Annotated in this window: 21 protein-coding genes; 15 read left to right on the top strand and 6 right to left on the bottom strand. The window is 71.5% G+C overall.

The genetic code is table 11. The annotated features are described in order from the left end of the window. Window positions 1–254 precede the first annotated feature (254 nt). Both ACWD3E_RS18515 and ACWD3E_RS18520 read left to right on the top strand, forming a co-directional pair. On the top strand, window positions 255–1,772 hold the full coding sequence (locus ACWD3E_RS18515; protein WP_451388620.1) for a glutamate--cysteine ligase: 1,518 nt from the start codon (window positions 255–257) through the stop codon (window positions 1,770–1,772). Window positions 1,773–1,921: 149 nt separating this feature from the next. Continuing rightward, window positions 1,922–2,728 (top strand): CPBP family intramembrane glutamic endopeptidase, encoded by an 807-nt coding sequence (locus ACWD3E_RS18520; RefSeq protein WP_451388621.1) that lies wholly within the window; start codon window positions 1,922–1,924, stop codon window positions 2,726–2,728. Between the two features lie 15 nt (window positions 2,729–2,743). On the opposite strand, the gene ACWD3E_RS18525 is transcribed toward ACWD3E_RS18520, so the two are convergent. After that, on the bottom strand, window positions 2,744–3,556 hold the full coding sequence (locus tag ACWD3E_RS18525; protein WP_451388622.1) for a PhzF family phenazine biosynthesis protein: 813 nt from the start codon (window positions 3,554–3,556) through the stop codon (window positions 2,744–2,746). A gap of 210 nt (window positions 3,557–3,766) precedes the next feature. Between ACWD3E_RS18525 and ACWD3E_RS18530 the strand changes: the two genes are divergently transcribed. Then, window positions 3,767–4,414 carry a PadR family transcriptional regulator gene (locus tag ACWD3E_RS18530; protein WP_451354089.1) on the top strand — a complete coding sequence of 216 codons (648 nt, stop codon included), beginning with the start codon at window positions 3,767–3,769 and terminating at the stop codon, window positions 4,412–4,414. Window positions 4,415–4,505: 91 nt separating this feature from the next. Here ACWD3E_RS18530 and ACWD3E_RS18535 read toward each other — a convergent pair whose 3' ends face one another. Next, the gene (locus ACWD3E_RS18535; RefSeq protein ID WP_451354088.1) at window positions 4,506–4,934 is read right to left on the bottom strand and encodes a type II toxin-antitoxin system Rv0910 family toxin; all 429 of its coding nucleotides are present in this window, start codon (window positions 4,932–4,934) and stop codon (window positions 4,506–4,508) included. A 289-nt stretch (window positions 4,935–5,223) separates the two neighbouring features. On the opposite strand from ACWD3E_RS18535, the gene ACWD3E_RS18540 reads away from it, so the two are divergent. From ACWD3E_RS18540 to ACWD3E_RS18550, 3 genes are all read left to right on the top strand, one after another. Next, the gene (locus ACWD3E_RS18540) at window positions 5,224–5,751 is read left to right on the top strand and encodes a Clp protease N-terminal domain-containing protein (protein ID WP_451388623.1); all 528 of its coding nucleotides are present in this window, start codon (window positions 5,224–5,226) and stop codon (window positions 5,749–5,751) included. Window positions 5,752–5,858: 107 nt separating this feature from the next. Continuing rightward, complete coding sequence (locus ACWD3E_RS18545) at window positions 5,859–6,869, top strand: EamA family transporter (RefSeq protein ID WP_451388979.1); 1,011 nt, start codon at window positions 5,859–5,861, stop codon at window positions 6,867–6,869. Window positions 6,870–7,060: 191 nt separating this feature from the next. Beyond that, entirely contained in the window at window positions 7,061–8,005 is a 945-nt protein-coding gene (locus ACWD3E_RS18550; RefSeq protein ID WP_451388624.1) for a DMT family transporter, read from the top strand. A gap of 12 nt (window positions 8,006–8,017) precedes the next feature. On the opposite strand, the gene ACWD3E_RS18555 is transcribed toward ACWD3E_RS18550, so the two are convergent. After that, on the bottom strand, window positions 8,018–8,704 hold the full coding sequence (locus ACWD3E_RS18555; protein WP_451388625.1) for a pyridoxamine 5'-phosphate oxidase family protein: 687 nt from the start codon (window positions 8,702–8,704) through the stop codon (window positions 8,018–8,020). Between the two features lie 45 nt (window positions 8,705–8,749). Here ACWD3E_RS18555 and ACWD3E_RS18560 point away from each other — a divergent pair, with 45 nt between their 5' ends. After that, window positions 8,750–10,081 (top strand): aminotransferase class I/II-fold pyridoxal phosphate-dependent enzyme, encoded by a 1,332-nt coding sequence (locus ACWD3E_RS18560; RefSeq protein ID WP_451388626.1) that lies wholly within the window; start codon window positions 8,750–8,752, stop codon window positions 10,079–10,081. Window positions 10,082–10,254: 173 nt separating this feature from the next. On the opposite strand, the gene ACWD3E_RS18565 is transcribed toward ACWD3E_RS18560, so the two are convergent. Beyond that, a complete protein-coding gene (locus tag ACWD3E_RS18565) occupies window positions 10,255–11,196 on the bottom strand; it encodes a DMT family transporter (RefSeq protein ID WP_451388627.1) in 942 nt (313 codons plus the stop codon). Window positions 11,197–11,270: 74 nt separating this feature from the next. Here ACWD3E_RS18565 and ACWD3E_RS18570 point away from each other — a divergent pair, with 74 nt between their 5' ends. Further along, window positions 11,271–12,173, top strand: a complete 903-nt coding sequence (locus tag ACWD3E_RS18570; protein WP_451388628.1) for a LysR family transcriptional regulator — start codon at window positions 11,271–11,273, stop codon at window positions 12,171–12,173. Between the two features lie 6 nt (window positions 12,174–12,179). Here the strand turns inward: ACWD3E_RS18570 and ACWD3E_RS18575 are convergent, their stop codons facing one another. Then, the gene (locus ACWD3E_RS18575) at window positions 12,180–12,647 is read right to left on the bottom strand and encodes a pyridoxamine 5'-phosphate oxidase family protein (protein ID WP_451388629.1); all 468 of its coding nucleotides are present in this window, start codon (window positions 12,645–12,647) and stop codon (window positions 12,180–12,182) included. Window positions 12,648–12,743: 96 nt separating this feature from the next. Here ACWD3E_RS18575 and ACWD3E_RS18580 point away from each other — a divergent pair, with 96 nt between their 5' ends. Continuing rightward, entirely contained in the window at window positions 12,744–13,388 is a 645-nt protein-coding gene (locus tag ACWD3E_RS18580) for a cysteine hydrolase (RefSeq protein WP_451388630.1), read from the top strand. A gap of 6 nt (window positions 13,389–13,394) precedes the next feature. Here ACWD3E_RS18580 and ACWD3E_RS18585 read toward each other — a convergent pair whose 3' ends face one another. Further along, on the bottom strand, window positions 13,395–13,832 hold the full coding sequence (locus ACWD3E_RS18585; protein ID WP_451388631.1) for a Rieske (2Fe-2S) protein: 438 nt from the start codon (window positions 13,830–13,832) through the stop codon (window positions 13,395–13,397). 205 nt (window positions 13,833–14,037) lie between these two features. Here ACWD3E_RS18585 and ACWD3E_RS18590 point away from each other — a divergent pair, with 205 nt between their 5' ends. The 6 genes from ACWD3E_RS18590 (at window position 14,038) to ung (ending at window position 19,511) form a co-directional block, all read left to right on the top strand. Then, window positions 14,038–14,802: a HipA family kinase gene (locus ACWD3E_RS18590; RefSeq protein ID WP_451388632.1), complete on the top strand. Its 765-nt coding sequence runs from the start codon at window positions 14,038–14,040 to the stop codon at window positions 14,800–14,802. Continuing rightward, on the top strand, window positions 14,799–15,248 hold the full coding sequence (locus ACWD3E_RS18595; protein ID WP_451388633.1) for a DUF3037 domain-containing protein: 450 nt from the start codon (window positions 14,799–14,801) through the stop codon (window positions 15,246–15,248). Before ACWD3E_RS18590 ends, ACWD3E_RS18595 begins: the two co-directional genes overlap by 4 nt. A 147-nt stretch (window positions 15,249–15,395) precedes the next feature. After that, window positions 15,396–16,157: a 3-oxoacyl-ACP reductase FabG gene (gene fabG, locus ACWD3E_RS18600; RefSeq protein ID WP_451388634.1), complete on the top strand. Its 762-nt coding sequence runs from the start codon at window positions 15,396–15,398 to the stop codon at window positions 16,155–16,157. Between the two features lie 21 nt (window positions 16,158–16,178). Next, window positions 16,179–16,940 (top strand): SDR family oxidoreductase, encoded by a 762-nt coding sequence (locus tag ACWD3E_RS18605; RefSeq protein WP_451388635.1) that lies wholly within the window; start codon window positions 16,179–16,181, stop codon window positions 16,938–16,940. Window positions 16,941–17,151: 211 nt separating this feature from the next. Continuing rightward, on the top strand, window positions 17,152–18,729 hold the full coding sequence (locus ACWD3E_RS18610) for an ABC transporter substrate-binding protein (RefSeq protein ID WP_451388636.1): 1,578 nt from the start codon (window positions 17,152–17,154) through the stop codon (window positions 18,727–18,729). Between the two features lie 98 nt (window positions 18,730–18,827). Then, window positions 18,828–19,511, top strand: a complete 684-nt coding sequence (gene ung / locus ACWD3E_RS18615; protein ID WP_451388637.1) for a uracil-DNA glycosylase — start codon at window positions 18,828–18,830, stop codon at window positions 19,509–19,511. The last annotated feature ends 56 nt before the right edge of the window (window positions 19,512–19,567 follow it).

Below are 19,567 nucleotides of genomic sequence, written 5' to 3' on the forward strand. Positions count from 1 at the left end.
CGCCGCTGACCTCGGAATACCGCACGGCCGGGGTCGGCCGAATGTCGTCGGTGTTTTTCACCAGGCGACCAGGAAAACCCGAAGTTGCGCGCTGCGGCATGCCCCGTGAATGTGCCGCGGGGAACCTTTCGAAAGAGTAGCGGGCGCCGGGCCCGCGCGGGGCGTTATCAATCACTTCGGCTGGGCATCATCCCCCCTGACCCGGGACCCGGCGGCCGGTTGAACGGCCTGCCCATCCGAGGAGGGACACTTCGATGGGGGAGAAGGTCGTTGCGGGGCAGTTCGACCTGTCCGATCGCCTGCGCTACCGCGCAAAGCTGCGTGAGTGTCTGGCGGGACTGGAGCGACTGCTGCTGGAGAGGAGATTCGATCGCCCCAAGAACCTCATGGGGGTGGAGATCGAGTTGAATCTCGCGGGGCCCGACGGCACGCCGAAAATGCTGAACGGTCAAGTACTGCAGCGCATCGCGAGCCGTGATTTCCAAACGGAACTCGCCATGTTCAATCTGGAAGTGAACATCGCGCCACACCGCTTGGGCGGGCGGGTATTCGACCGGCTCGCCGAGGAACTGCGCACGTCCCTGGCGTACGCCGACCGCAAGGCCGCCGAGGTGGCCGCCGGGATCGTCATGATCGGCATTCTGCCCACGCTGGAGCCGGACGACCTGGTCTCCGCCAATCTCTCCGAGGTCGACCGCTACACCCTGCTCAACGACCAGATCGTGGCCGCCCGCGGCGAGGACTTCCTGCTCGACATCGAGGGCGTCGAGCGCCTCATCTGCACCTCGAAGTCCATCGTCCCCGAGGCGGCGTGCACCTCTGTGCAGCTCCATCTCCAGGTCACCCCGGCCCGGTTCGCCGACGTGTGGAACGCGGCCCAGGCGGCGTGCGCCGCGCAGATCGCCCTCGGCGCCAACTCGCCGTTCCTCTTCGGGCACGAGCTGTGGCGCGAGTCCCGGCCGCCGTTGTTCCTGCAGGCGACCGACACGCGCCCGCCGGAACTCCAGGCGCAGGGAGTGCGGCCGCGCACGTGGTTCGGCGAACGCTGGATCTCCTCCGCGTACGAGCTGTTCGAGGAGAACCTGCGCTTCTTCCCGGCGCTGCTGCCGATCTGCGACGACGAGGACCCGCTGGCGGTGCTGGACGCCGGCGGCGTACCGCGCCTCGCCGAACTCGTCCTGCACAACGGCACGGTGTACCGCTGGAACCGGCCGGTGTACGGCATCGCGGACGGCGTCCCGCACCTGCGGGTGGAGAACCGGGTGCTGCCGGCCGGCCCGACCGTCACCGATGTGATCGCCAACGCGGCGTTCTACTACGGCCTGGTGCGGGCGCTCGCCGAGGAGTCGCGACCGGTGTGGACCCGGCTCCCCTTCGCCGCGGCCGAGGCGAACTTCGACGCCGCGTGCCGGTACGGCATCGACGCGCGGTTCGTCTGGCCGCGGCGGGGCCGGTACGGCGGCACGGCCGAGGTCGACGCCGTCGCGCTGGTCCGCGACGAGCTGCTGCCGCTGGCCTCCGCGGGGCTGGACGCGTGGGGCGTCGAGGCCGCCGACCGGGACCTCTACCTCGGCGTGATCGAGGAGCGCTGCCGGCGCCGGGTCAACGGGGCGTCCTGGCAGGCGGCCACCTTCCACCGCGCCCTGGAACAGGGGCTGTCCCGCGACGCGGCCCTGGCCGCGACGACCCGCCGCTACGCGGAGCTGATGCATGCGGGCGAGCCGGTGCACACCTGGCCGGTGGGGTTGCCGGAGCCGGTGCCGTTGGGGTGAGGGCCTGAGATACGGCGCCGTCCTCTTCACACCCGCCCTCACCGCCTCGCCCCACGCCCCACCAGCCCGGTGCGCGGTCGCCGGTGGCGCTTCTGCGATCCTTGCGGGCGTAGGTGCCTTGTGGGTTTGTGCGGTGGCTGGAGGGTGGAGTGCCGGTGGAGGCTGACTCGGTGGCGGATTCCCTGGCGCGGGAGCGGGAGCCGCGGCGGGTTCTGCGGGACGAGACGCTGCTGGTGCTCGGGGTCTCGCTGGGCGCCAGCGGGGTGTCCGCGCTCATCAGCTTCATCGGCTCGGTCACCAAGCCCGGCGGCCTCAAGGACCAGGCCGCCACCCTGAACGCCTCCGCCGCGCCCGGCCGTCCCTGGCTCGACCTCGCCTGGCAGCTCTTCGGGATCGCCACCGCGCTGGTCCCCGTCGCCCTGGTCGCCCACCTGCTGCTGCGGGAAGGGGCGAGCCTGCGGACGCTGGGCTTCGACCGCACCCGGCCCTGGCCCGACCTCGCCCGGGGAGCCGCGATCGCGGCCGTGATCGGCAGCACCGGCATCGCCTTCTACCTCGCCGCCCGCGGCCTCGGCTTCAACCTCACGGTGGTGCCCGAGGCGCTGCCCGGCGTGTGGTGGAAATACCCCGTGCTGATCCTGAGCGCGCTGCAGAACGCGATCCTCGAAGAGGTGATCGTCGTCGGCTATCTGCTGCGCCGGCTCGGGCAGTTGGGCTGGACCCCGGGGACCGCGCTGACGGCCAGCGCGGTCCTGCGTGGCTCGTACCACCTCTACCAAGGCGTCGGCGGCTTCCTCGGCAACATGGTGATGGGTGTGGTCTTCGTCTGGCTGTACCGCCGCTGGGGCCGGGTCGGCCCCCTCGTCGTCGCGCACTCGCTGCTCGACATCGGAGCCTTCGTCGGCTACGCCCTGCTCGCGGGCAAGGTCGGGTGGCTGCCCACCCCTGGGCACTGAACCCCGCCCGCTCGCTCAGGGCAGCAGTTCGCCCTCGATCGTCGTGACCGCGCGGCCGGTCAGCAGGGTGCGGTCGCCGCGCAGGCCGGTACGGACAAGTCCGCCGCGGCGCGACGCCTGGAGCCCGGTGAGGTTCTCGCGGCCGAGGCGGGCGGACCAGTGGGGGGCGAGCGCAGTGTGCGCGCTGCCCGTGACCGGATCCTCGTCGATGCCGACGTTCGGGAAGAAGCAGCGGGAGACGAAGTCGTAGCCCTGTGAAGGGTCTTCGGCGCACGCGGTGGCGATGATGCCCCGCGAGGAGTAGGCGCCCAGGGACTTGAGGTCCGGGGTGAGGCCGAGCACCGTCTTCTCGTCGGCCAGGTCCACGAGCAGGTCGCCGACGTTCGCTCCGGTGTCGAAGGCGGCGACCGGCTCGGCGCCCAGCGCTTGGGCGACTCCGTCCGGGGCCTCCACGGGGGTGAGTGGGGCGGTCGGGAAGTCCAGGGTGATCGAGCCGTCCGCGCCGGGCGTCGCGATGAGCACGCCGCTGCGCGTGGCGAACCGCACCGGTCCCTCGTGGGCGCCGCTGGTGTGCAGGACGTGGGCGGTGGCGAGCGTGGCGTGGCCGCACATCGCGACCTCGGCGACCGGCGTGAACCAGCGCAGTGCCCAGTCGGCCTCGCCGCCCCGGGGCAGCTGGTGCGCGAACGCGGTCTCGGCGTGGTTCACCTCCATGGCGACATTCTGGAGCCAGTCGTCCTCCGGGAAGCCGTCGTCCAGGAGCAGGACTCCGGCCGGGTTGCCGGCGAAGGGGCGGTCGGTGAAGGCGTCGACGATTCGGATGCGCATGGCGCCGACGCTAGAGCCGCGACGCGCCGCGGGGCCAAGGCCAATTCCCGATGCCTGGACCGTTTCCCCGCGGCAGTCCGCAACCGCGATCCGGGTCAGGTCGCAGTCGACGGAGGGTTGTCGGACGATCGGTTCCGATATATCGTTGAGGCATCGCGTAAGGAACGCGAGTGATACGTGACTGATCAGCGATGGAATGGAGTGAGTGCAATGCGTACCCACGGATTCGAGCGTGGACATGATGACTGCGGCCCGGGCCGGCACGGCCGGGGCGGTTCCGGTGGCTTCGGCGGCTTCGAGGGGCGACGCGCTGCCTTCGGGCCCTTCGGCCCGGGCGGGCCCGGCGGCTTCGGTCCCGGTGGGCCCGGCTTCGGTCCGGGGCACTGGGGGCCGCGAGGGCGCGGCGGTCCGAGGGGGAGGGCGCGGCGCGGTGACGTACGCGCCTCGATCCTGGCCCTGCTCAAGGACCGGCCGATGCACGGCTACGAGATGATCCAGGAGATCGCCGAGCGCAGCGGCGGCGCGTGGAAGCCCAGCCCCGGCTCGGTCTACCCCACCCTCCAGCTGCTGGAGGACGAGGGCCTGATCGCCAGCGAGAGCGAGGGTGGCAAGAAGCTGTTCGCGCTCACCGAGAGCGGCCGTGCCGCCGCCGACGAGGGGCCGGACGCCCCCTGGGAGGAAGCCTCGCGCGGGGTCGACTGGGAGGCCCTCGGCGAGATCCGGCAGGCCGGCTTCGGCCTGATGGAGGCCTTCGGGCAGGTCTGGAAGACCGGCACGAAGGAGCAGCGTGAGAAGGCCCTCGCCGTCATCAACGAGGCCCGCAAGAAGCTGTACCTCATCCTCGCCGACGAGCACTGAGCTCTCCGCGACGGCGGCGAAGGCGCCCTGTGGAATCCCTCCGCAGGGCGCCTTCCCGTGTCTGGATCCGTCTTCCTCGTCGATTCCGGGCTCAGGTCACCAACCCGCCCAGCTTGCGCAGCGACTCGTTCAGCGCGGCCGTTGCCGAGTCCCTGAGCTTGCCCGCCATCAGTGACACCGCCGCGCCGGTGAACTCGCCGTCGATGCGGACCGTCGTGGCCTCCCCGTCGGGTGTGAGCGTGTAGCGGGTGGCGACGTTCACCGCCATCGGGCCCTTGCCGCGGATCGCGAACACCCGGGCCGGCTCCAGCTCCTCGATGGTCCAGTCGACCTCCGCCGGGAAGCCCATCAGCTTCATGTTCTCCTGGAACGTGCCGCCCACCGCCAGGGTCTCCGGGCCGCCCTTGGGAAAGCTCGTGTGGGTCGCGTTCCACTCCCCGTACGACGACCAGTCGGTGAGCTGGGCCCACACCTTCTCGGCCGGCGCCTGGATGCGTGCCTCCGCGCTGACTTCGGCCATGCGACCACCCCTTCGGATCGGGCTACGGTGTCGCGGAACGTAGCCGCAGGGCCGCAAACATTCAATACTGATGAACCATCAGATACGGGTCGGCGAGCAGCGCGTCCTGCGGAGCAGCCGTGGTTGCCCGCGGGGTGCGTGGCAAGGCGGCGCGCGCCCCTGGCGGGAGTTCGGCCGGATCTCCTCCGTAAGGATGAGATCGGGGGCGGTGATGTCCACTCTGTGTGGGACGCGCAAATGGTTCCACTCGCGGATGCCCCGGCCTGTTGTGGCTGATGAGGTAGGGATTGTGCAATCCCGTATAGCCCGCCGGCCCGCCCACGACGCGAACCACGACGTGACCCGCGAAGCGACGGACGTGCGAATGGACATGGACGACGATGCCGGGCTCAGTGCCGAGCTGGCAGCGGTGCTCGCCGGTGCCCGCCGGAGGGCCGTGCGGGACGGGGACCGGCAGATCGACACCGCCCACCTGCTCCACTCCCTCCTCGAACACGACCTCGAGGCCCGCGCCGCCGTCGGAGACACCGCCCAACTCGCCCGGCTGCTCGGCTATCTCGTGCAGCGCAGCATCGGCTACGGTCTGCGCTGGCAGGGCAGTGTGGAGGACTCCGGCGCGCTCGCGGTGGCGGCACCTGACGCGGGCTGGTCCCCCGTCGCCGCAGCCGCCCTGGCCTACGCCCTCGGGCGTGCCCGGCAGCGTGGCGAGACCCGTGCCAACGGCACCGACCTGCTCGCCGCCCTCGTCGCGGACCCGCAGGCCCGGGCCGTGGAGGTCCTCGAACGCGTCGGCGTCCGCGTCCCGTCCATCCCCTGAGGCACCCCTGAAGCCTGCCGAGGACGCCCCGATTCAGTCCAGCCTCTGAGACAGGGGCAATGGGGGGTGACGCTCATGTCATCGCCTGTCATCATGTGCCGGTGCGTATGGATGAGAGCAGTCAGGGCAGCAGCGGGAAGGGCGTCGGGCTCGGTCTCGCGGTCGCCTCGGCGCTGGCCTTCGGTGGGTCCGGGGTGGCGGCCAAGCCGCTGATCGAGGCGGGGCTCGACCCACTGCACGTGGTGTGGCTGCGGGTGACCGGCGCCGCCGTGATCATGCTTCCGCTCGCCGTACGGCACCGCGCCCTGCTGCGCGAACGCCCGGCGCTGCTCGCCGGGTTCGGACTGTTCGCCGTGGGCGGTGTCCAGGCCTGCTACTTCGCCGCGCTCTCCCGCATCCCGGTCGGCGTGGCGCTGCTCATCGAGTACCTGGCCCCCGCCCTGGTGCTCGGCTGGGTGCGGTTCGTACAGCGCCGGCCCGTGACGCGCGCCGCCGCGCTCGGTGTCGTCCTCGCGGCCGGCGGTCTGGCCTGCGTGGTGGAGGTGTGGTCGGGGCTGAGTTTCGACGCGCTGGGCCTGCTGCTCGCGCTGGGCGCCGCCTGCTGCCAGGTCGGCTACTTCGTCCTGTCCGACCAGGGCAGCGATGGGGGCCACCGGGCGCCGGACCCGCGCGGCGTCATCGCCTACGGCCTGCTCGTCGGCGCCGCCGTGCTCACGGTCGTCGCCCGCCCCTGGACCATGCACTGGTCGGTGCTGACCGGCTCCGCGGACATGAACGGCACCGCCGTCCCGGCGTTCGCGCTGCTCGCCTGGATCGTCCTCGTCGCCACGGTCATCGCGTACATCACCGGCGTGCTCTCCGTACGGCGGCTGTCTCCGCAAGTCGCCGGTGTCGTCGCCTGCCTGGAGGCGGTCATCGCGACCGTGCTCGCCTGGGTGCTGCTCGGCGAGCACCTGTCCGCGCCGCAGGTGGCCGGTGGCGTGGTCGTGCTGGTCGGCGCGTTCATCGCCCAGTCCTCGACCCCCGCCAAGTCCGCCGCGGAGCCCGTCGCGACGGGCGGCCCGGACCGGGAGCGGTCCAGTAGCGGCCAGTTGTCCGCCCAGGACACCGCCGCATAAGGTGCTGCTCATGGCTTTGCACGCACTCGTCCTTCCGCCCCCGGCCGCCTGAGGCGGGCCTCCGGAACCACATGCCTGGCGCGCACGCGCCCGGCCGGACGGTGCTGCCCGCAGATGAAGTCCGCGCGCCCCGCCACAGCGGGTCGCCCTCGAACTTCCGCCCTTCTGTGCGCCTCTGCGGAGAGATTCCTTTGTCGAACGCTGTTTCAGGCCTGCCCGTCGGGCGCGGCCTGCTCTACCTGATCATCACCGGTGCCGCCTGGGGCACCGCCGGCGCCGCCGCCTCCCTGGTCTACCGGACCAGTGACATGGGGGCGTTCACGCTCTCGTTCTGGCGCTGCGCCATCGGACTCGTCCTGCTGCTGGCCGGCCGCGGGCTGCGCCCGCGCGTCCGACCGGCAGCGGCCGGACCCCTGCGCCGCAGGGCCGCGAAGGCCGTCGCCACCGGCCTCGCCCTGGCCGTCTTCCAGACTGCCTACTTCGCGGCCGTGGGGTCGACCGGCCTCGCCGTGGCCACCGTCGTCACCCTCGGCGCCGGTCCTGTACTGATCGCGCTCGGCGCCCGGCTGCTGCTGGGGGAGCGGCTGGGCCTCGGCGGTGTCCTCGCGATCGCCGGGGCGCTCGCCGGGCTGGTCGTGCTCACCTTCGGTGGCTCGGGCGCGTCCGTCCGCCCGGCGGGCGTGCTCCTGGCTCTGCTCTCGGCGGCCGGATACTGCGCGATGACCCTGCTCACCCGCTGGTGGGGCCGCGACGGCTCGGCCGACGCCTCCGACACCACCGTCTGGGCCTTCGCGGTGACGGGCCTCTTCGTGCTGCCGCTCGCCCTGCACGAAGGGCTGCTCCCGCACACCGCCCACCCGGCCCGGCTGCTGTGGCTCGTCGTGTACATCGCGGCGGTGCCGACGGCCCTCGCGTACGCCCTGTACTTCGCCGGAGCCGCCGTCGTACGGTCGGCCACCGTCTCCGTGATCATGCTGCTGGAGCCGGTGACCGCCGCCGTGCTCGCCGTCGCCCTGCTCGGCGAACACCTCACCACGGCCACCCTGACCGGCACCCTGCTGATGCTGGGCGCGGTCGCGGGCCTCGCCGTGAGCGAGGCCCGCGGAGGCGGACACCGGGCGCCGGTTCCCGTGTAGCTCCTTACCGGGTCACCGCAGGTAGTCCGGGAGCCCGACCCCGGGCGCCAGGTCGGCGTTGGCGACTGGGGCGTCGTACCCCTTGCGGAGCGGGACGACACCGGCCCAGTACGGCAGGGAGAGGTCCTCGGGCTCGTCGTTCGCGCCGCCCGTGCGCAGCTTGGCGGAGACCTCGTCCAGGTCCAGGCGGATCACCGCGGTGGCGGCCAGCTCCTTCTTGTTCGCGGGCCTGGAGTCGGCGGCCCGGCCCGGTATGACGTGGTCCACCAACGCGTCCAGGGCCAGCCGCCGCTCCTCGGCGTCGGTGACCTCGTGAGCGATGCCGTGCACCACGACCGAGCGGTAGTTGATCGAGTGGTGGAAGGCGGAACGCGCCAGCACCAGCCCGTCCACGTGGGTGACCGTCAGGCACACCGGCAGGCCGGGGTCGGCCTGGCCGGTCATCCGCAGCGGGCGCGAGCCCGTGGACCCGTGGACGTAGAGCCGCTCGCCGACCCGGCCGTACAGGGTCGGCAGCACCACGGGGGCGCCGTCGCGCACGAAGCCGAGGTGGCAGACGTAGCCCTCGTCCAGTATCGCGTGCACCAACTCCCGGTCGTACGACGCCCGTTCCGCCGAGCGCGTCGGAACGGTGCGGTCGGTCGGGGTGTAGGCGGCGGACTCCGGCTGCGTCGCGCTGGTCTCCCTGGTCCCCTGCATGGTGTCTCCTGGCGATCTTTATTGCACTAGTGCATAATGGATTTTGTGCTAGGAGAGTATCCGATTCAGGGGCGTGGCGCAGCGGAGATTGCGGCCAGCGTGGAGCGTGCGGTCGGCAGCGGTGAGCTGTGGCCGGGCCAACCGCTGCCTCCCATGCGGGAGTTGGCGGATCGGCTCGGGGTGAATCCCAATACGGTCGCGGCTGCCTATCGCACCCTGCGCGAGCGCGGGGTCATCGAGACCGCCGGGCGCCGGGGCAGCCGGGTCAGGCCCAAACCGGCCACCACCGGGCGCGAGGAGCTGCACGTGGAGGTCCCCGCCGGCGGGCGGGACCTGTCGGCCGGCAACCCCGACCCCGCCCTGCTGCCCCGCCTGGCCCCCGCCTTCGCCGCGGCGGCACAGGCCGGGGACCGGGAGCCCGTCCTCTACGGCGACGACCCGGTCGACCCGGACCTCGCCCGCCTCGCGCGCGCCGACCTCGACGCCGACGGCGTCCCGGTGGGGCCGCTGGCCGTCACCTCAGGCTCCCTCGACGCCATCGAGCGGCTCCTGCTGGCCCACCTCAAACCGGGCGACGCGGTCGCCGTCGAGGACCCCGGCTGGGGCAGCGCCCTGGACCTCGTCCCCGCGCTGGGGCTGCGCACGGTCCCGGTGGGCGTCGACGACGAGGGGCCCCGCGCCGACGACCTGCGCCGCGCCCTGGAGTCCGGCGCCCGCGCCGTGATCGTCACCGACCGCGCGCAGAACCCCACCGGCGCCTCTGTCAGTGCGACGCGCGCGCGTGCCCTGCGCGCGGTGCTGCGCGAGCACCCGCATACCCTGCTGATCGAGGACGACCACGGCCACGGCATCGTCGACCTGCCGCTCCACCCCCTCGCGGGCGTCACCCGCCACTGGGCCCTCGTCCGCTCGGCCGCCAAGGCCTACGGCCCCGACCTGCGGCTCGCTGTCCTCACCGGCGACCCCGTCACGGTCGACCGGGTGCGGGGCCGCCAGCGCCTGGGCCCGGGCTGGGTGAGCCGGCTGCTCCAGCGCGCGGTGGTCCGGCTGTGGGCCGACGGTGCGGTGGACCGCGCGGCGGTGGCCGCCGCGTACCGCTCCCGCAGGCAGGCCCTGATCGACGCCCTCGCGGACCACGGCGTCGCCGCCCACGGCCGCAGCGGCATGAACGTCTGGATCCCCGTCCCCGACGAAACGGGAGCCCTGGCCCGCCTCCTCCAGTCGGGCTGGGCGGTGGCCCCAGGGGCCCGCTTCCGTATCAGCAGCCCACCGGGCGTCCGCATCACGGTCTCGACGCTCACCCCGGAGGACATCGCGGCTCTGGCGGAGGCGGTGGCGGCGGCGGTGAGGCCGTCTCCGGCGCGGACGTACGGCTAGGTCCTGTCGTCAAACTCCCGTCGTCCGCCCGGAGGGCGGGCCTCGCGGCGTCAGGTGCGTGCTCTCGGCGTGCCGGGTCCTGGCCCTCGTACTGGATGTACTTGGGCCGGGGCCCGGTGCGGCGAGAGTGCGTGCATGGCGTCGCGGGGCAGGCGGGAGTTTGACGACAGGGCCTAGGAAGCCTTCGGCTTCACCTGGGTGAGGGCTGCCCCCGCGAGCACGATCACCGCTCCCACCGGCGTCGTCCAGCGCAGCGTCTCCCCGAGAATCGCCACGCCCGCCGCCGTGGCGATGACCGGGATGAAGTACGTGACCATCTGGGCGGTGGTCGGCCCGACTTCGGCGACCAGCCCGTACTGGACGAGCACCGCCAGACCGGTTCCCAGCGCCCCCAGCGCGGCGATCGCCAGCAGCGGAACGAGCGAGACATGTGTGGGGAAACCGGCGAACAGCGGGGTCACCACGGCCAGTTGCACCGTGGCGAGCAGCAACTGCCCGCCCGTCATCGAGAGATGGGAGTTGCCCGTACCGGCCAGCGTGCGCCGGACGTAGATCCAGCCGATGGGGTAGCTCAGCGAGGCCAGCAGCGCCATCGCCGTACCCGTGGCGTCCAGCCCGTGAAACCCCTGCCAGGCGCCGAGCACCGTGAGCACCCCGAGGAAGCCCAGGCCGAGTCCGGCGACGCGCACCCGGGTCGGCCGGTCCTCGGAGAGGGCGACCAGGGACAGAGCCATGCCCCACAGGGGAGACGTGGCGTTGCAGATGCCGGCCAGCGTGGACGGGATCGTCAGCTCCGAGTAGGCGAAGAGGGAGAACGGCAGGGCGTTGAGGAAGAACGCAGCGACCGCCATGTGGCCCCACAGGCGGGCCCCGCGCGGCAGCCGCTCCCGCTTCACGGCCATCGCCGCCACCAGGACCGCCGTACCGAACACCAGCCGCCCGAGAGTGACCTGGAAGGGCGCGTACCCCTCCGTGCCCACCTTGATCAGCAGGAAGCTGAAGCCCCAGATCAGGGACAGCGCGCCGAAGCGGAGCCGCCAGTCGAGGCGGGGACGGGTGCCTGGGCTGGTGGGCGCGGCAGGGGACTGGGTCCGGGGTGAGGTGACGGTGCTCATGGTTTCAACAATGATAGATGCAACCTCGTAGCACAATCGAGACTTATCACCTAGTACCTCGTAGAATCACTTACATGTTGAATCTGGAGCGCCTGCGCACCCTGGACGCCCTCGCCCGGCACGGCTCCGTCAGCGCCGCCGCCGACGCGCTGCACGTCACCACGTCGGCGGTCTCACAGCAGCTGGGCAAGCTGGAGCGGGAGGTCGGTCAGCAGCTGCTCGCCAAGAACGGGCGGGGGGTGCGGCTCACGGACGCCGGACGGCTGCTGTCCGAGCACGCCGCGCGGATCCTCTCCCAGGTGGAGCTCGCCCAGTCGGATCTGGAGGCGCACCGCGGGCAGGTGGTCGGCGAGCTGCGGCTGTCCGCCTTCCCCACGGCCGCCCGTGGCCTGTTCCCCACCGCTCTGGCGGCCCTGCGGGCCCGGCATCCGGCGCTGCGCGTGCGCTCCAGCGAGCTGGAGCCGGAGAACGGCATCGCCGGAGTCGTGCGCGGCGACCTCGACCTCGCGGTCGTCCTCGACTGGTACAACAAGCCGATGCCGGTCCCGGACGGCCTCGTCAAGGCACCCCTGCTGGACGATCCCGCCGACGTGGCGATGCCGGTTGGCCACCGGCTCGCGCACCGGGACGAGGTGGACCTCGGGGAGTTCGCCGAGGACGAGTGGATCACCTGGGGCGAGGGCGAGTTCTGTCACGAGTGGCTGATGTTCACGCTGCGCTCGCGTGGCATCGAGCCGATCGTCGGGCACCGAGCCGCCGAGACCCACACCCAACTCGGGCTGGTCGCCGCGGGGTTGGGCGTGTGCATCGCTCCGGTGCTGGGCCGCCGTCCGGTGCCCGAGGGGGTCGTCATGGTCCCGCTCAAGCAGCGCGTACGCCGCCATGTGTACGTCGTCTGGCGCGCCGACGCCGACCGCCGCCCCTCGATCCGTGCGGCGGTCGAGGCCCTTCGGGAGGCGGCGGTATCGGTGGGCTGAACCGCCTTACAGCGAGCCCAGCTTGCGGAAGTCCCAGGAGACGACCTTCTCCGGGGTCAGCCGTACCCAGGCGTGTCGGCCGTCGTGCGGCAGCTCGTCGATGCCGAAGTTCTTGCGCGCGAACAGCGTCTCCACCGTGTCGAGTTCGGCGCACAGCTCGCCGGTGCGCGGTGCCTCGCCCACGAACTCCACCCGCCCGGACAGCTCGACCCCGCGCAGCTGGTCGTACTCCTCGCCCGAGTCGACCACGACGGCGATCCGCGGATCGCGGCGCAGCTGGGTCCAACGCCTGCTGCGCACCACCGAGTACAGCCACAGCGAGGTGCCGTCCCAGGCGAACCACAGCGCGCTCACATGCGGTGCGCCGTCCGCCGAGACGGTCGCGACCCGGCAGGTGCGCTGGGTCGTTAGGAAAACGTCCAGCTCGCCGGGGGTCATCATGATCTTCCGGCCCCGGCGCTGAGTGACGGTCATGCGGATCCTCTTCTCTCACGTCATGTCAGAGAACTATCGTGTCGTGGTGATCCTCTGACATCACGTCAGAAAAGGGAACGGGCTCTGGGAGGCGTCATGCCGTCGCGCGAGCAGCTCAGCGAGATCCTCGACCCCGCGACCACCGTGCTGCTCACCGTGGAGTGCCAGCAGGGTGTCGTCGGACCCGACAGCGCGCTGCCCGAACTCGCCCGCGAGGCGCGTTCGTCCGGTGCCCTGCACAACGTGGCGCGGCTGGTCGCCGCCGCGCACGACAGGGGCGTACAGGTGATCCACGCGATCGCCGAGCGCCGCCCGGACGGGCGCGGAGCGAACGGCAACGCCCGCCTGTTCCGCGCCGCCGAGCGGCTCCCCGTCCAGCAGCTGACCGGCACCACGGCGACACGGGTGGCCCCGCCGATCGAGGTCACCGAGGAGGACTTCGTCGTACGGCGGCTGCACGGGCTGTCCCCGGTCCACGGCACCGACGTCGACGCCCTGCTGCGCAACCTCGGCTGCCGCACCCTGATCGTCACCGGCGTCTCGGCCAACGTGGCCGTGCCCAACGCGGTGTTCGACGCCGTCAACCTCGGCTACACCGCTGTCGTCCCGGCCGACGCCATCGCCGGGGTGCCCGCCGACTACACGCCCGCGATGATCCGCCACACGCTCGCCCTGGTCGCCACGATCACCACCACCGACGAGGTGCTCGGCTGTCTCGAACGGCCGCGCGGGCGACCCTGACCCGGCTCAGGCGAGCTTGATCTCGTCACCGGAGACGGTGATCTTCGCCACGGGCAGCGGCATGGTCGCCGGACCGTGCTGCACGCTGCCGTCCACGACGGAGAAGTGGCTGCCATGGCACGGGCAGACGATCGCGCCGTCCGCCACGCTGCCCACCGCGCAGCCCCGGTGGGTGCACTTGGACGAGAACGCCTTGAACGTGCCCGCCGTCGGCTGGGTGACGACCACACCCTGGTCCTTGAAGATCTTTCCGCCGCCCTCCGGGATGTCCGAGGTCTTGGCGAGCGCGCTCCCGGAGGAACCGGAGCCACTGCCCACCGAGTTCGACGAGTCGTCGCCCGACCCGCAGGCGGTGAGCGCGGCGGCGAGCCCCGCCGCCCCGGCCGCCGCCACGACGGTACGACGGGCCGGTCCCGCTTCGGGATTGAGCGATGCGCTGGTCATGAGGGGGTCCCTTCCGCCGGGCGTTTCGTGATCCGTCAATCCGTCAAGGGGTACGGTCGCGGGCCGCCGCCCGTTCAACCCGCCCGTCCGGACGGGCACCCGGATCCTTGCCGGGCGGCGGTCGGACGGCCGTAAGCCGAGGCTGTGGGCGAGCTGTCACGGTCGGTCGTCGGCCGCACCCCGCCCCCGCCAGTAACCTGGGGCGATGCTCAAGGAAGTCACCGCGACCCGCTACATCACGCCCCTGCGGGAGGGCGGCTCGCTGCCGGGGCTCGTCGAGGCCGACGACTTCGGGACCTACGTCATGAAGTTCACCGGCGCCGGACAGGGCCGCAAGACGCTCGTCGCCGAGGTCGTCTGCGGCGAACTCGCCCGCCGCCTCGGATTCCGGATGCCCCGGCTGGTCACCATCCAGCTGGACTCCGTGCTCGGCCTGGGCGAGCCCGAGCAGCAGGTGCAGGAGTTGCTGCGGTCCAGCGGCGGCACCAACCTCGGCATGGACTTCCTCTCCGGAGCCCTGGGCTTCGACCCGCTCGCCTTCCCGGTGAGCCCCGAGGAGGCCGGGCGGATCGTCTGGTTCGACGCGCTCATCAACAACGTCGACCGCTCCTGGCGCAACCCCAACCTCCTCGTGCACCGCGGCGAGCTGTGGCTCATCGACCATGGCGCCACGATGATCTGGCACCACAACTGGCCCTCCGCCGAGGCCTCCGCGGCCCGCCCCTACGACGCCTCCGACCACGCCCTCGCCCGCTTCGCCCCGGACATCGCCGCCGCCGCGGCCGATCTGGCGCCCCGGGTCACCAGGGACCTGCTCGCCGAGGTCACCGCCGAGATCCCCGACGCCTGGCTCGCCGACGAGCCCGGCTTCGACACACCGGACGAACTGCGGCGGGCCTATGCGCGGCCCCTGCTCGCGCGGGCGGCCGTCATCGCCGAGCGCATCACCGGCATCGAGGAGGGCAAGTGAGCGAGACCCACATCCACATGGCCGGACATGTCGCCGAGCGCCACATCACCCGGGCCGGCCAGGGCGGCGACCGGGACGTGTTCGAGTACGCCATGCTGCGCGTCGTACCGCGCGTGGAGCGCGGGGAGTGCATCAACGCGGGCGTGGTCGTCTACTGCCGCGCCCGCGGCTACGTCGGCGTCCGCACCCACCTGGACGAGGCCCGGCTGCTCGCCCTGGACCCGGCGGCGGACGTGGCCGGGGTACGTGCCGCGCTCGGGGCCATCGAGCGGCACTGCGCGGGCGGGGAGGAGGCCGGGCAGGCGGCCGGCGACGACGCGGGGCGCCGCTACCGCTGGCTGGTCGCGCCACGCTCCACCATCGTCCAGCCCGGACCCGTGCACACCGGACTCACCACCGACCCGGCGGCCGAGACGGAGCGTCTGCTGGACCTCCTGGTGAGGTAATGGATCACAACGCCTGGTGGTGCCGTTGACACCGGGTGCCAGGGCTTCTAGCGTCACGTGTGCTGAAGGTACTAAGCGGTCGCTCACCGCACATCGGGTCCACCCAAGGACCACGACAGGTTCTCTCTAGGGCGAGGAGAAGCAGCAATGTCCACCACTGAACAGCGGGTCGCGGTAGTCACCGGCGCGGCGCGCGGCATCGGCGCCGCCACCGCCGTACGACTGGCCGCCGAGGGTCGCGCGGTCGCCGTGATCGACCTGGACGAGGCCGCCTGCAAGGACACCGTCGAGAAGATCACCGCGGCCGGCGGCAAGGCCATCGCGGTCGGCGCCGACGTCTCCGACGAGGCGCAGGTCGAGGCGGCCGTCGCGCGGATCGTCGAGGAGCTGGGCGCCCCGACCATCCTCGTCAACAACGCGGGCGTGCTGCGCGACAACCTGCTGTTCAAGATGAGCGTCTCCGACTGGGACACCGTCATGAACGTGCACCTGCGCGGCTCCTTCCTGATGGCCAAGGCCGTCCAGAAGCACATGGTCGACGCGGGCTTCGGCCGGATCGTCAACCTGTCCTCCTCCTCGGCGCTCGGCAACCGCGGCCAGGCCAACTACTCGGCCGCCAAGGCGGGCCTCCAGGGCTTCACCAAGACGCTCGCCATCGAGCTGGGCAAGTTCGGCGTCACCGCCAACGCCGTCGCCCCGGGCTTCATCGCCACCGAGATGACCAAGGCCACCGCCGACCGCGTCGGCATGGGCTTCGACGACTTCAAGAAGGCCGCCGCGACCCAGATCCCGGTGCAGCGCGTCGGCGAGCCCGAGGACATCGCCAACGCCGTCGCCTTTTTCACCGGCGAGGCGGCCGGCTTCGTCTCCGGCCAGGTGCTGTACGTCGCCGGCGGACCGCTCAACTAGGGATCCTGGGGAAACACCGACATGACTGAACTCCCGGAGCTGTCCGGCAAGGTCGCGCTCGTCACGGGCGCGAGCCGCGGCATCGGCTACGGCGTCGCCGAGGCCCTGGTCGCCCGCGGCGACCGCGTGTGCATCACCGGCCGCAACGAGGACGCCCTCAAGGAGGCCGTCGACAAGCTCGGCGCCGAGCGCGTCATCGGCGTGGCCGGCAAGGCCCACGACCTCGGCCACCAGGCCGAGGCCGTCGAGCGCACCATGGAGGCCTTCGGCCGGGTCGACTTCCTGGTCAACAACGCGGGCACCAACCCGGTCTTCGGGCCGATCGCCGACCTCGACCTGAACGTGGCGCGCAAGGTGTTCGAGACCAACGTGATCTCGGCGCTCGGCCTCGCCCAGAAGACCTGGCACGCCTGGCAGAAGGAGAACGGCGGCGCGATCGTCAACATCGCCTCGATCGCGGGCCTCGCGCCCTCGCCGTTCATCGGCGCCTACGGCGTCAGCAAGGCCGCGATGATCAACCTGACCCAGCAGCTCGCGCACGAGTTCGCGCCGAAGGTGCGGGTCAACGCGATCGCCCCGGCCGTCGTGAAGACCAAGTTCGCGCAGGCCCTGTACGAGAACCGCGAGGAGGAGGCAGCCGCCGCCTACCCGCTGGGCCGCCTCGGCGTGCCCTCCGACATCGGCGGGGCCGCGGCCTTCCTCACCTCGTCGCAGTCCGACTGGATCACCGGTCAGACGCTCGTCGTGGACGGCGGGCTCTTCCTCAACGCGGGCGTGGGCTGATCGTCCGCCCTGATCGTCGGTTTCCGGGCGCCGTTTCCGGCGGAACGGCGCCCGGAGAGCCGTACAAGATCCACACGGCGGAACGACAGCACGATGACAACGTCGTCATTGCGAAATCGATCAAGAACCCCTGTCCCAGGGGAGGTTCAGGGGGCCGGACGCTGCGGTATGGTCTGCCGACCCTTGGTACGGCAGATCGAGGAGCGTGCGCGTGTTCAACCGGAACCGATTCCTGCGGAGAGTCGCGGCGATCGCGTCCATATCCCTGGTGACCGGATGCAGCTTGCTGTCGGACGGCGACTCCGGCAACAAGGGAACGATCGTCGTGGGGACCACCAGCGCCCCCAGCACGCTCGACCCGGCCGCGTCCTGGGACGGTTCCTGGGAGCTGTTCCGCAACATCTACCAGACGCTCCTCGCCTACCCGAACGGCGCCACCACCCCCCAGCCCGACGCCGCAAAGAGCTGCTCCTTCACCGACGCCGACAGCCGCACCTACCACTGCAAGCTGCGCGACGGCATGAAGTTCGCCGACGGCGACCCGCTGGACGCCAAGGCCGTCAAGTACTCCATCGACCGCATCCGCGCCATCAACGCCCCCGGCGGCCCCGCCGGGCTGCTCGGCAGCCTGGACAGCGTGCAGACGATCGGGGACCGCGAGGTGGTCTTCCACCTCAACAAGTCCGACGCCACCTTCCCCTTCGTGCTGGCCACCCCGGCCATGTCGATCGTCGACCCGGACGACTACCCCGCGCACGCCCTGCGCAAGGACGGCAAGGTGTTCGGCTCCGGGCCGTACACGCTGCAGGCGTACACGGAGGGCAAGCAGGCCGTCCTGGCCCGCAACGACAACTACCAGGGCTTCGCCGACCGGCAGAACAAGGGCGTGGTCATCCGCTACTTCCAGGACTCGGCCAGCATGGTCAGCGCGCTGCGCGCCAAGCAGATCGACCTCACCTACCGCGGTCTGGCCGCCAACGACATCATCGCCCTCCAGCGGCACGGCAACAGCGATCTGCAACTGGTCGACGGCGTGGGCACCGACATCAGCTACCTGGTCTTCAACCCCAAGGACCCGTGGGCCGCGCGGCCCGCCGTGCGCAAGGCGGTCGCCCAGCTCGTGGACCGGGGCGCGATCGCCCACAAGGTCTACGAGGACACCGTGGACCCGCTGTACTCGATGGTCCCCAAGGGGCTGACCGGGCACACCACCGGCTTCTTCGACGACTACGGCGACCCGAGCGTCCCCAAGGCCCGCAAGATCCTCTCCGACGCGGGCATCACCCAGCGCGTCCCGCTCACCTTCTGGTACACCACCGACCGCTACGGCTCCGAGACGGGCGAGATGTTCAAGGAGCTGAAGCGGGAGCTGGACGGCTCCGGACTGTTCACGATCACCCTCGAGAGCCGTCCCTGGAAGACGTACGTGGTCGGCTACCAGAAGGGCGAGTACCCGGTGTTCGGCCGCGGCTGGTTCCCGGACTACCCCGACGCGGACAACTTCATCGCGCCGTTCGTCGGCCAGAGCAACGCGCTCGGCACGCCCTACCCGTCCAAGGAGATCACCGACCACCTGCTGCCCCACTCGCGCAGCGAGAGCGACCGCGCCAAGGTCGTGAACGACCTGGAGGCGGCCCAGCAGATCATGGTGAACGACGCCCGGCTGATCCCGCTGTGGCAGGGCCGGCAGTACATCGCGGCCAGCGACGACATCTCCGGCGGCGAGCAGGCCCTCGACCCGTCGACGATCATGATGATGTGGACGCTGCACCGCAAGACCAGTTGGTGAGCCGCCCGTCCGGTACGCGTTGTCAGTGGTCGCCTGTAGGTTCTGAACCCTGGAAGTGACCGCACGCCGTAGTTGATCGACACCGTGAGGACGTTGACGTGACCGACATCGCCATGCTGCCCGAGTCCTGGCGCGGAGTTCTGGGCGACGAACTGCAGCAGCCCTACTTCAAGGAGCTGACCGAGTTCGTCGAGGAGGAGCGGGCGAAGGGACCCGTCTACCCGCCGCGCGAGGAGGTCTTCGCCGCGCTGGAGGCGACGCCGTACGACAAGGTCAAGGTCCTGGTCCTCGGCCAGGACCCGTACCACGGCGAGGGCCAGGGCCACGGCCTTTGCTTCTCGGTGCGCCCCGGTGTGAAGACCCCGCCCTCCCTGCGGAACATCTACAAGGAGATGCAGGAGGAGCTGGGCCTGCCCGTGCCGGACAACGGCTATCTGATGCCGTGGGCCGAGCAGGGCGTGCTGCTGCTCAACGCGGTGCTCACCGTCCGGGCCGGCGAGGCCAACTCGCACAAGGGCAAGGGCTGGGAGAAGTTCACGGACGCGGTGATCCGCGCGGTGGCCTCCCGGCCGGACCCGGCGGTCTTCGTGCTGTGGGGGAACTACGCGCAGAAGAAGCTCCCGCTGATCGACGAGACCCGTCATGTCGTGGTCAAGGGTGCGCACCCCTCGCCGCTGTCCGCGAAGAAGTTCTTCGGCTCCCGCCCGTTCACGCAGATCAACGAGGCGATCGCCCAGCAGGGCCACGACCCGGTGGACTGGCGCATCCCGAACCTGGGCTGACCGGCCCGCGGCGGCCTCGTTTCGTACGGGGCCGCCTGCCCGGGTTTGCCGGTGCC

Source organism: Streptomyces sp. NPDC002676 (genome assembly GCF_053592455.1).

Excerpts from the sequence above, each read along its gene's own strand:
- ACWD3E_RS18515 (WP_451388620.1), top strand. The coding sequence starts at position 255 with ATGGGGGAGAAGGTCGTTGCGGGGCAGTTCGACCTGTCCGATCGCCTG.
- ACWD3E_RS18525 (WP_451388622.1), bottom strand. The coding sequence starts at position 3,556 with ATGCGCATCCGAATCGTCGACGCCTTCACCGACCGCCCCTTCGCCGGC.
- ACWD3E_RS18530 (WP_451354089.1), top strand. The coding sequence starts at position 3,767 with ATGCGTACCCACGGATTCGAGCGTGGACATGATGACTGCGGCCCGGGC.
- ACWD3E_RS18535 (WP_451354088.1), bottom strand. The coding sequence starts at position 4,934 with ATGGCCGAAGTCAGCGCGGAGGCACGCATCCAGGCGCCGGCCGAGAAG.
- ACWD3E_RS18545 (WP_451388979.1), top strand. The coding sequence starts at position 5,859 with ATGGATGAGAGCAGTCAGGGCAGCAGCGGGAAGGGCGTCGGGCTCGGT.
- ACWD3E_RS18555 (WP_451388625.1), bottom strand. The coding sequence starts at position 8,704 with ATGCAGGGGACCAGGGAGACCAGCGCGACGCAGCCGGAGTCCGCCGCC.
- ACWD3E_RS18565 (WP_451388627.1), bottom strand. The coding sequence starts at position 11,196 with ATGAGCACCGTCACCTCACCCCGGACCCAGTCCCCTGCCGCGCCCACC.
- ACWD3E_RS18570 (WP_451388628.1), top strand. The coding sequence starts at position 11,271 with ATGTTGAATCTGGAGCGCCTGCGCACCCTGGACGCCCTCGCCCGGCAC.
- ACWD3E_RS18575 (WP_451388629.1), bottom strand. The coding sequence starts at position 12,647 with ATGACCGTCACTCAGCGCCGGGGCCGGAAGATCATGATGACCCCCGGC.
- ACWD3E_RS18580 (WP_451388630.1), top strand. The coding sequence starts at position 12,744 with ATGCCGTCGCGCGAGCAGCTCAGCGAGATCCTCGACCCCGCGACCACC.
- ACWD3E_RS18585 (WP_451388631.1), bottom strand. The coding sequence starts at position 13,832 with ATGACCAGCGCATCGCTCAATCCCGAAGCGGGACCGGCCCGTCGTACC.
- ACWD3E_RS18590 (WP_451388632.1), top strand. The coding sequence starts at position 14,038 with ATGCTCAAGGAAGTCACCGCGACCCGCTACATCACGCCCCTGCGGGAG.
- fabG (WP_451388634.1), top strand. The coding sequence starts at position 15,396 with ATGTCCACCACTGAACAGCGGGTCGCGGTAGTCACCGGCGCGGCGCGC.
- ACWD3E_RS18605 (WP_451388635.1), top strand. The coding sequence starts at position 16,179 with ATGACTGAACTCCCGGAGCTGTCCGGCAAGGTCGCGCTCGTCACGGGC.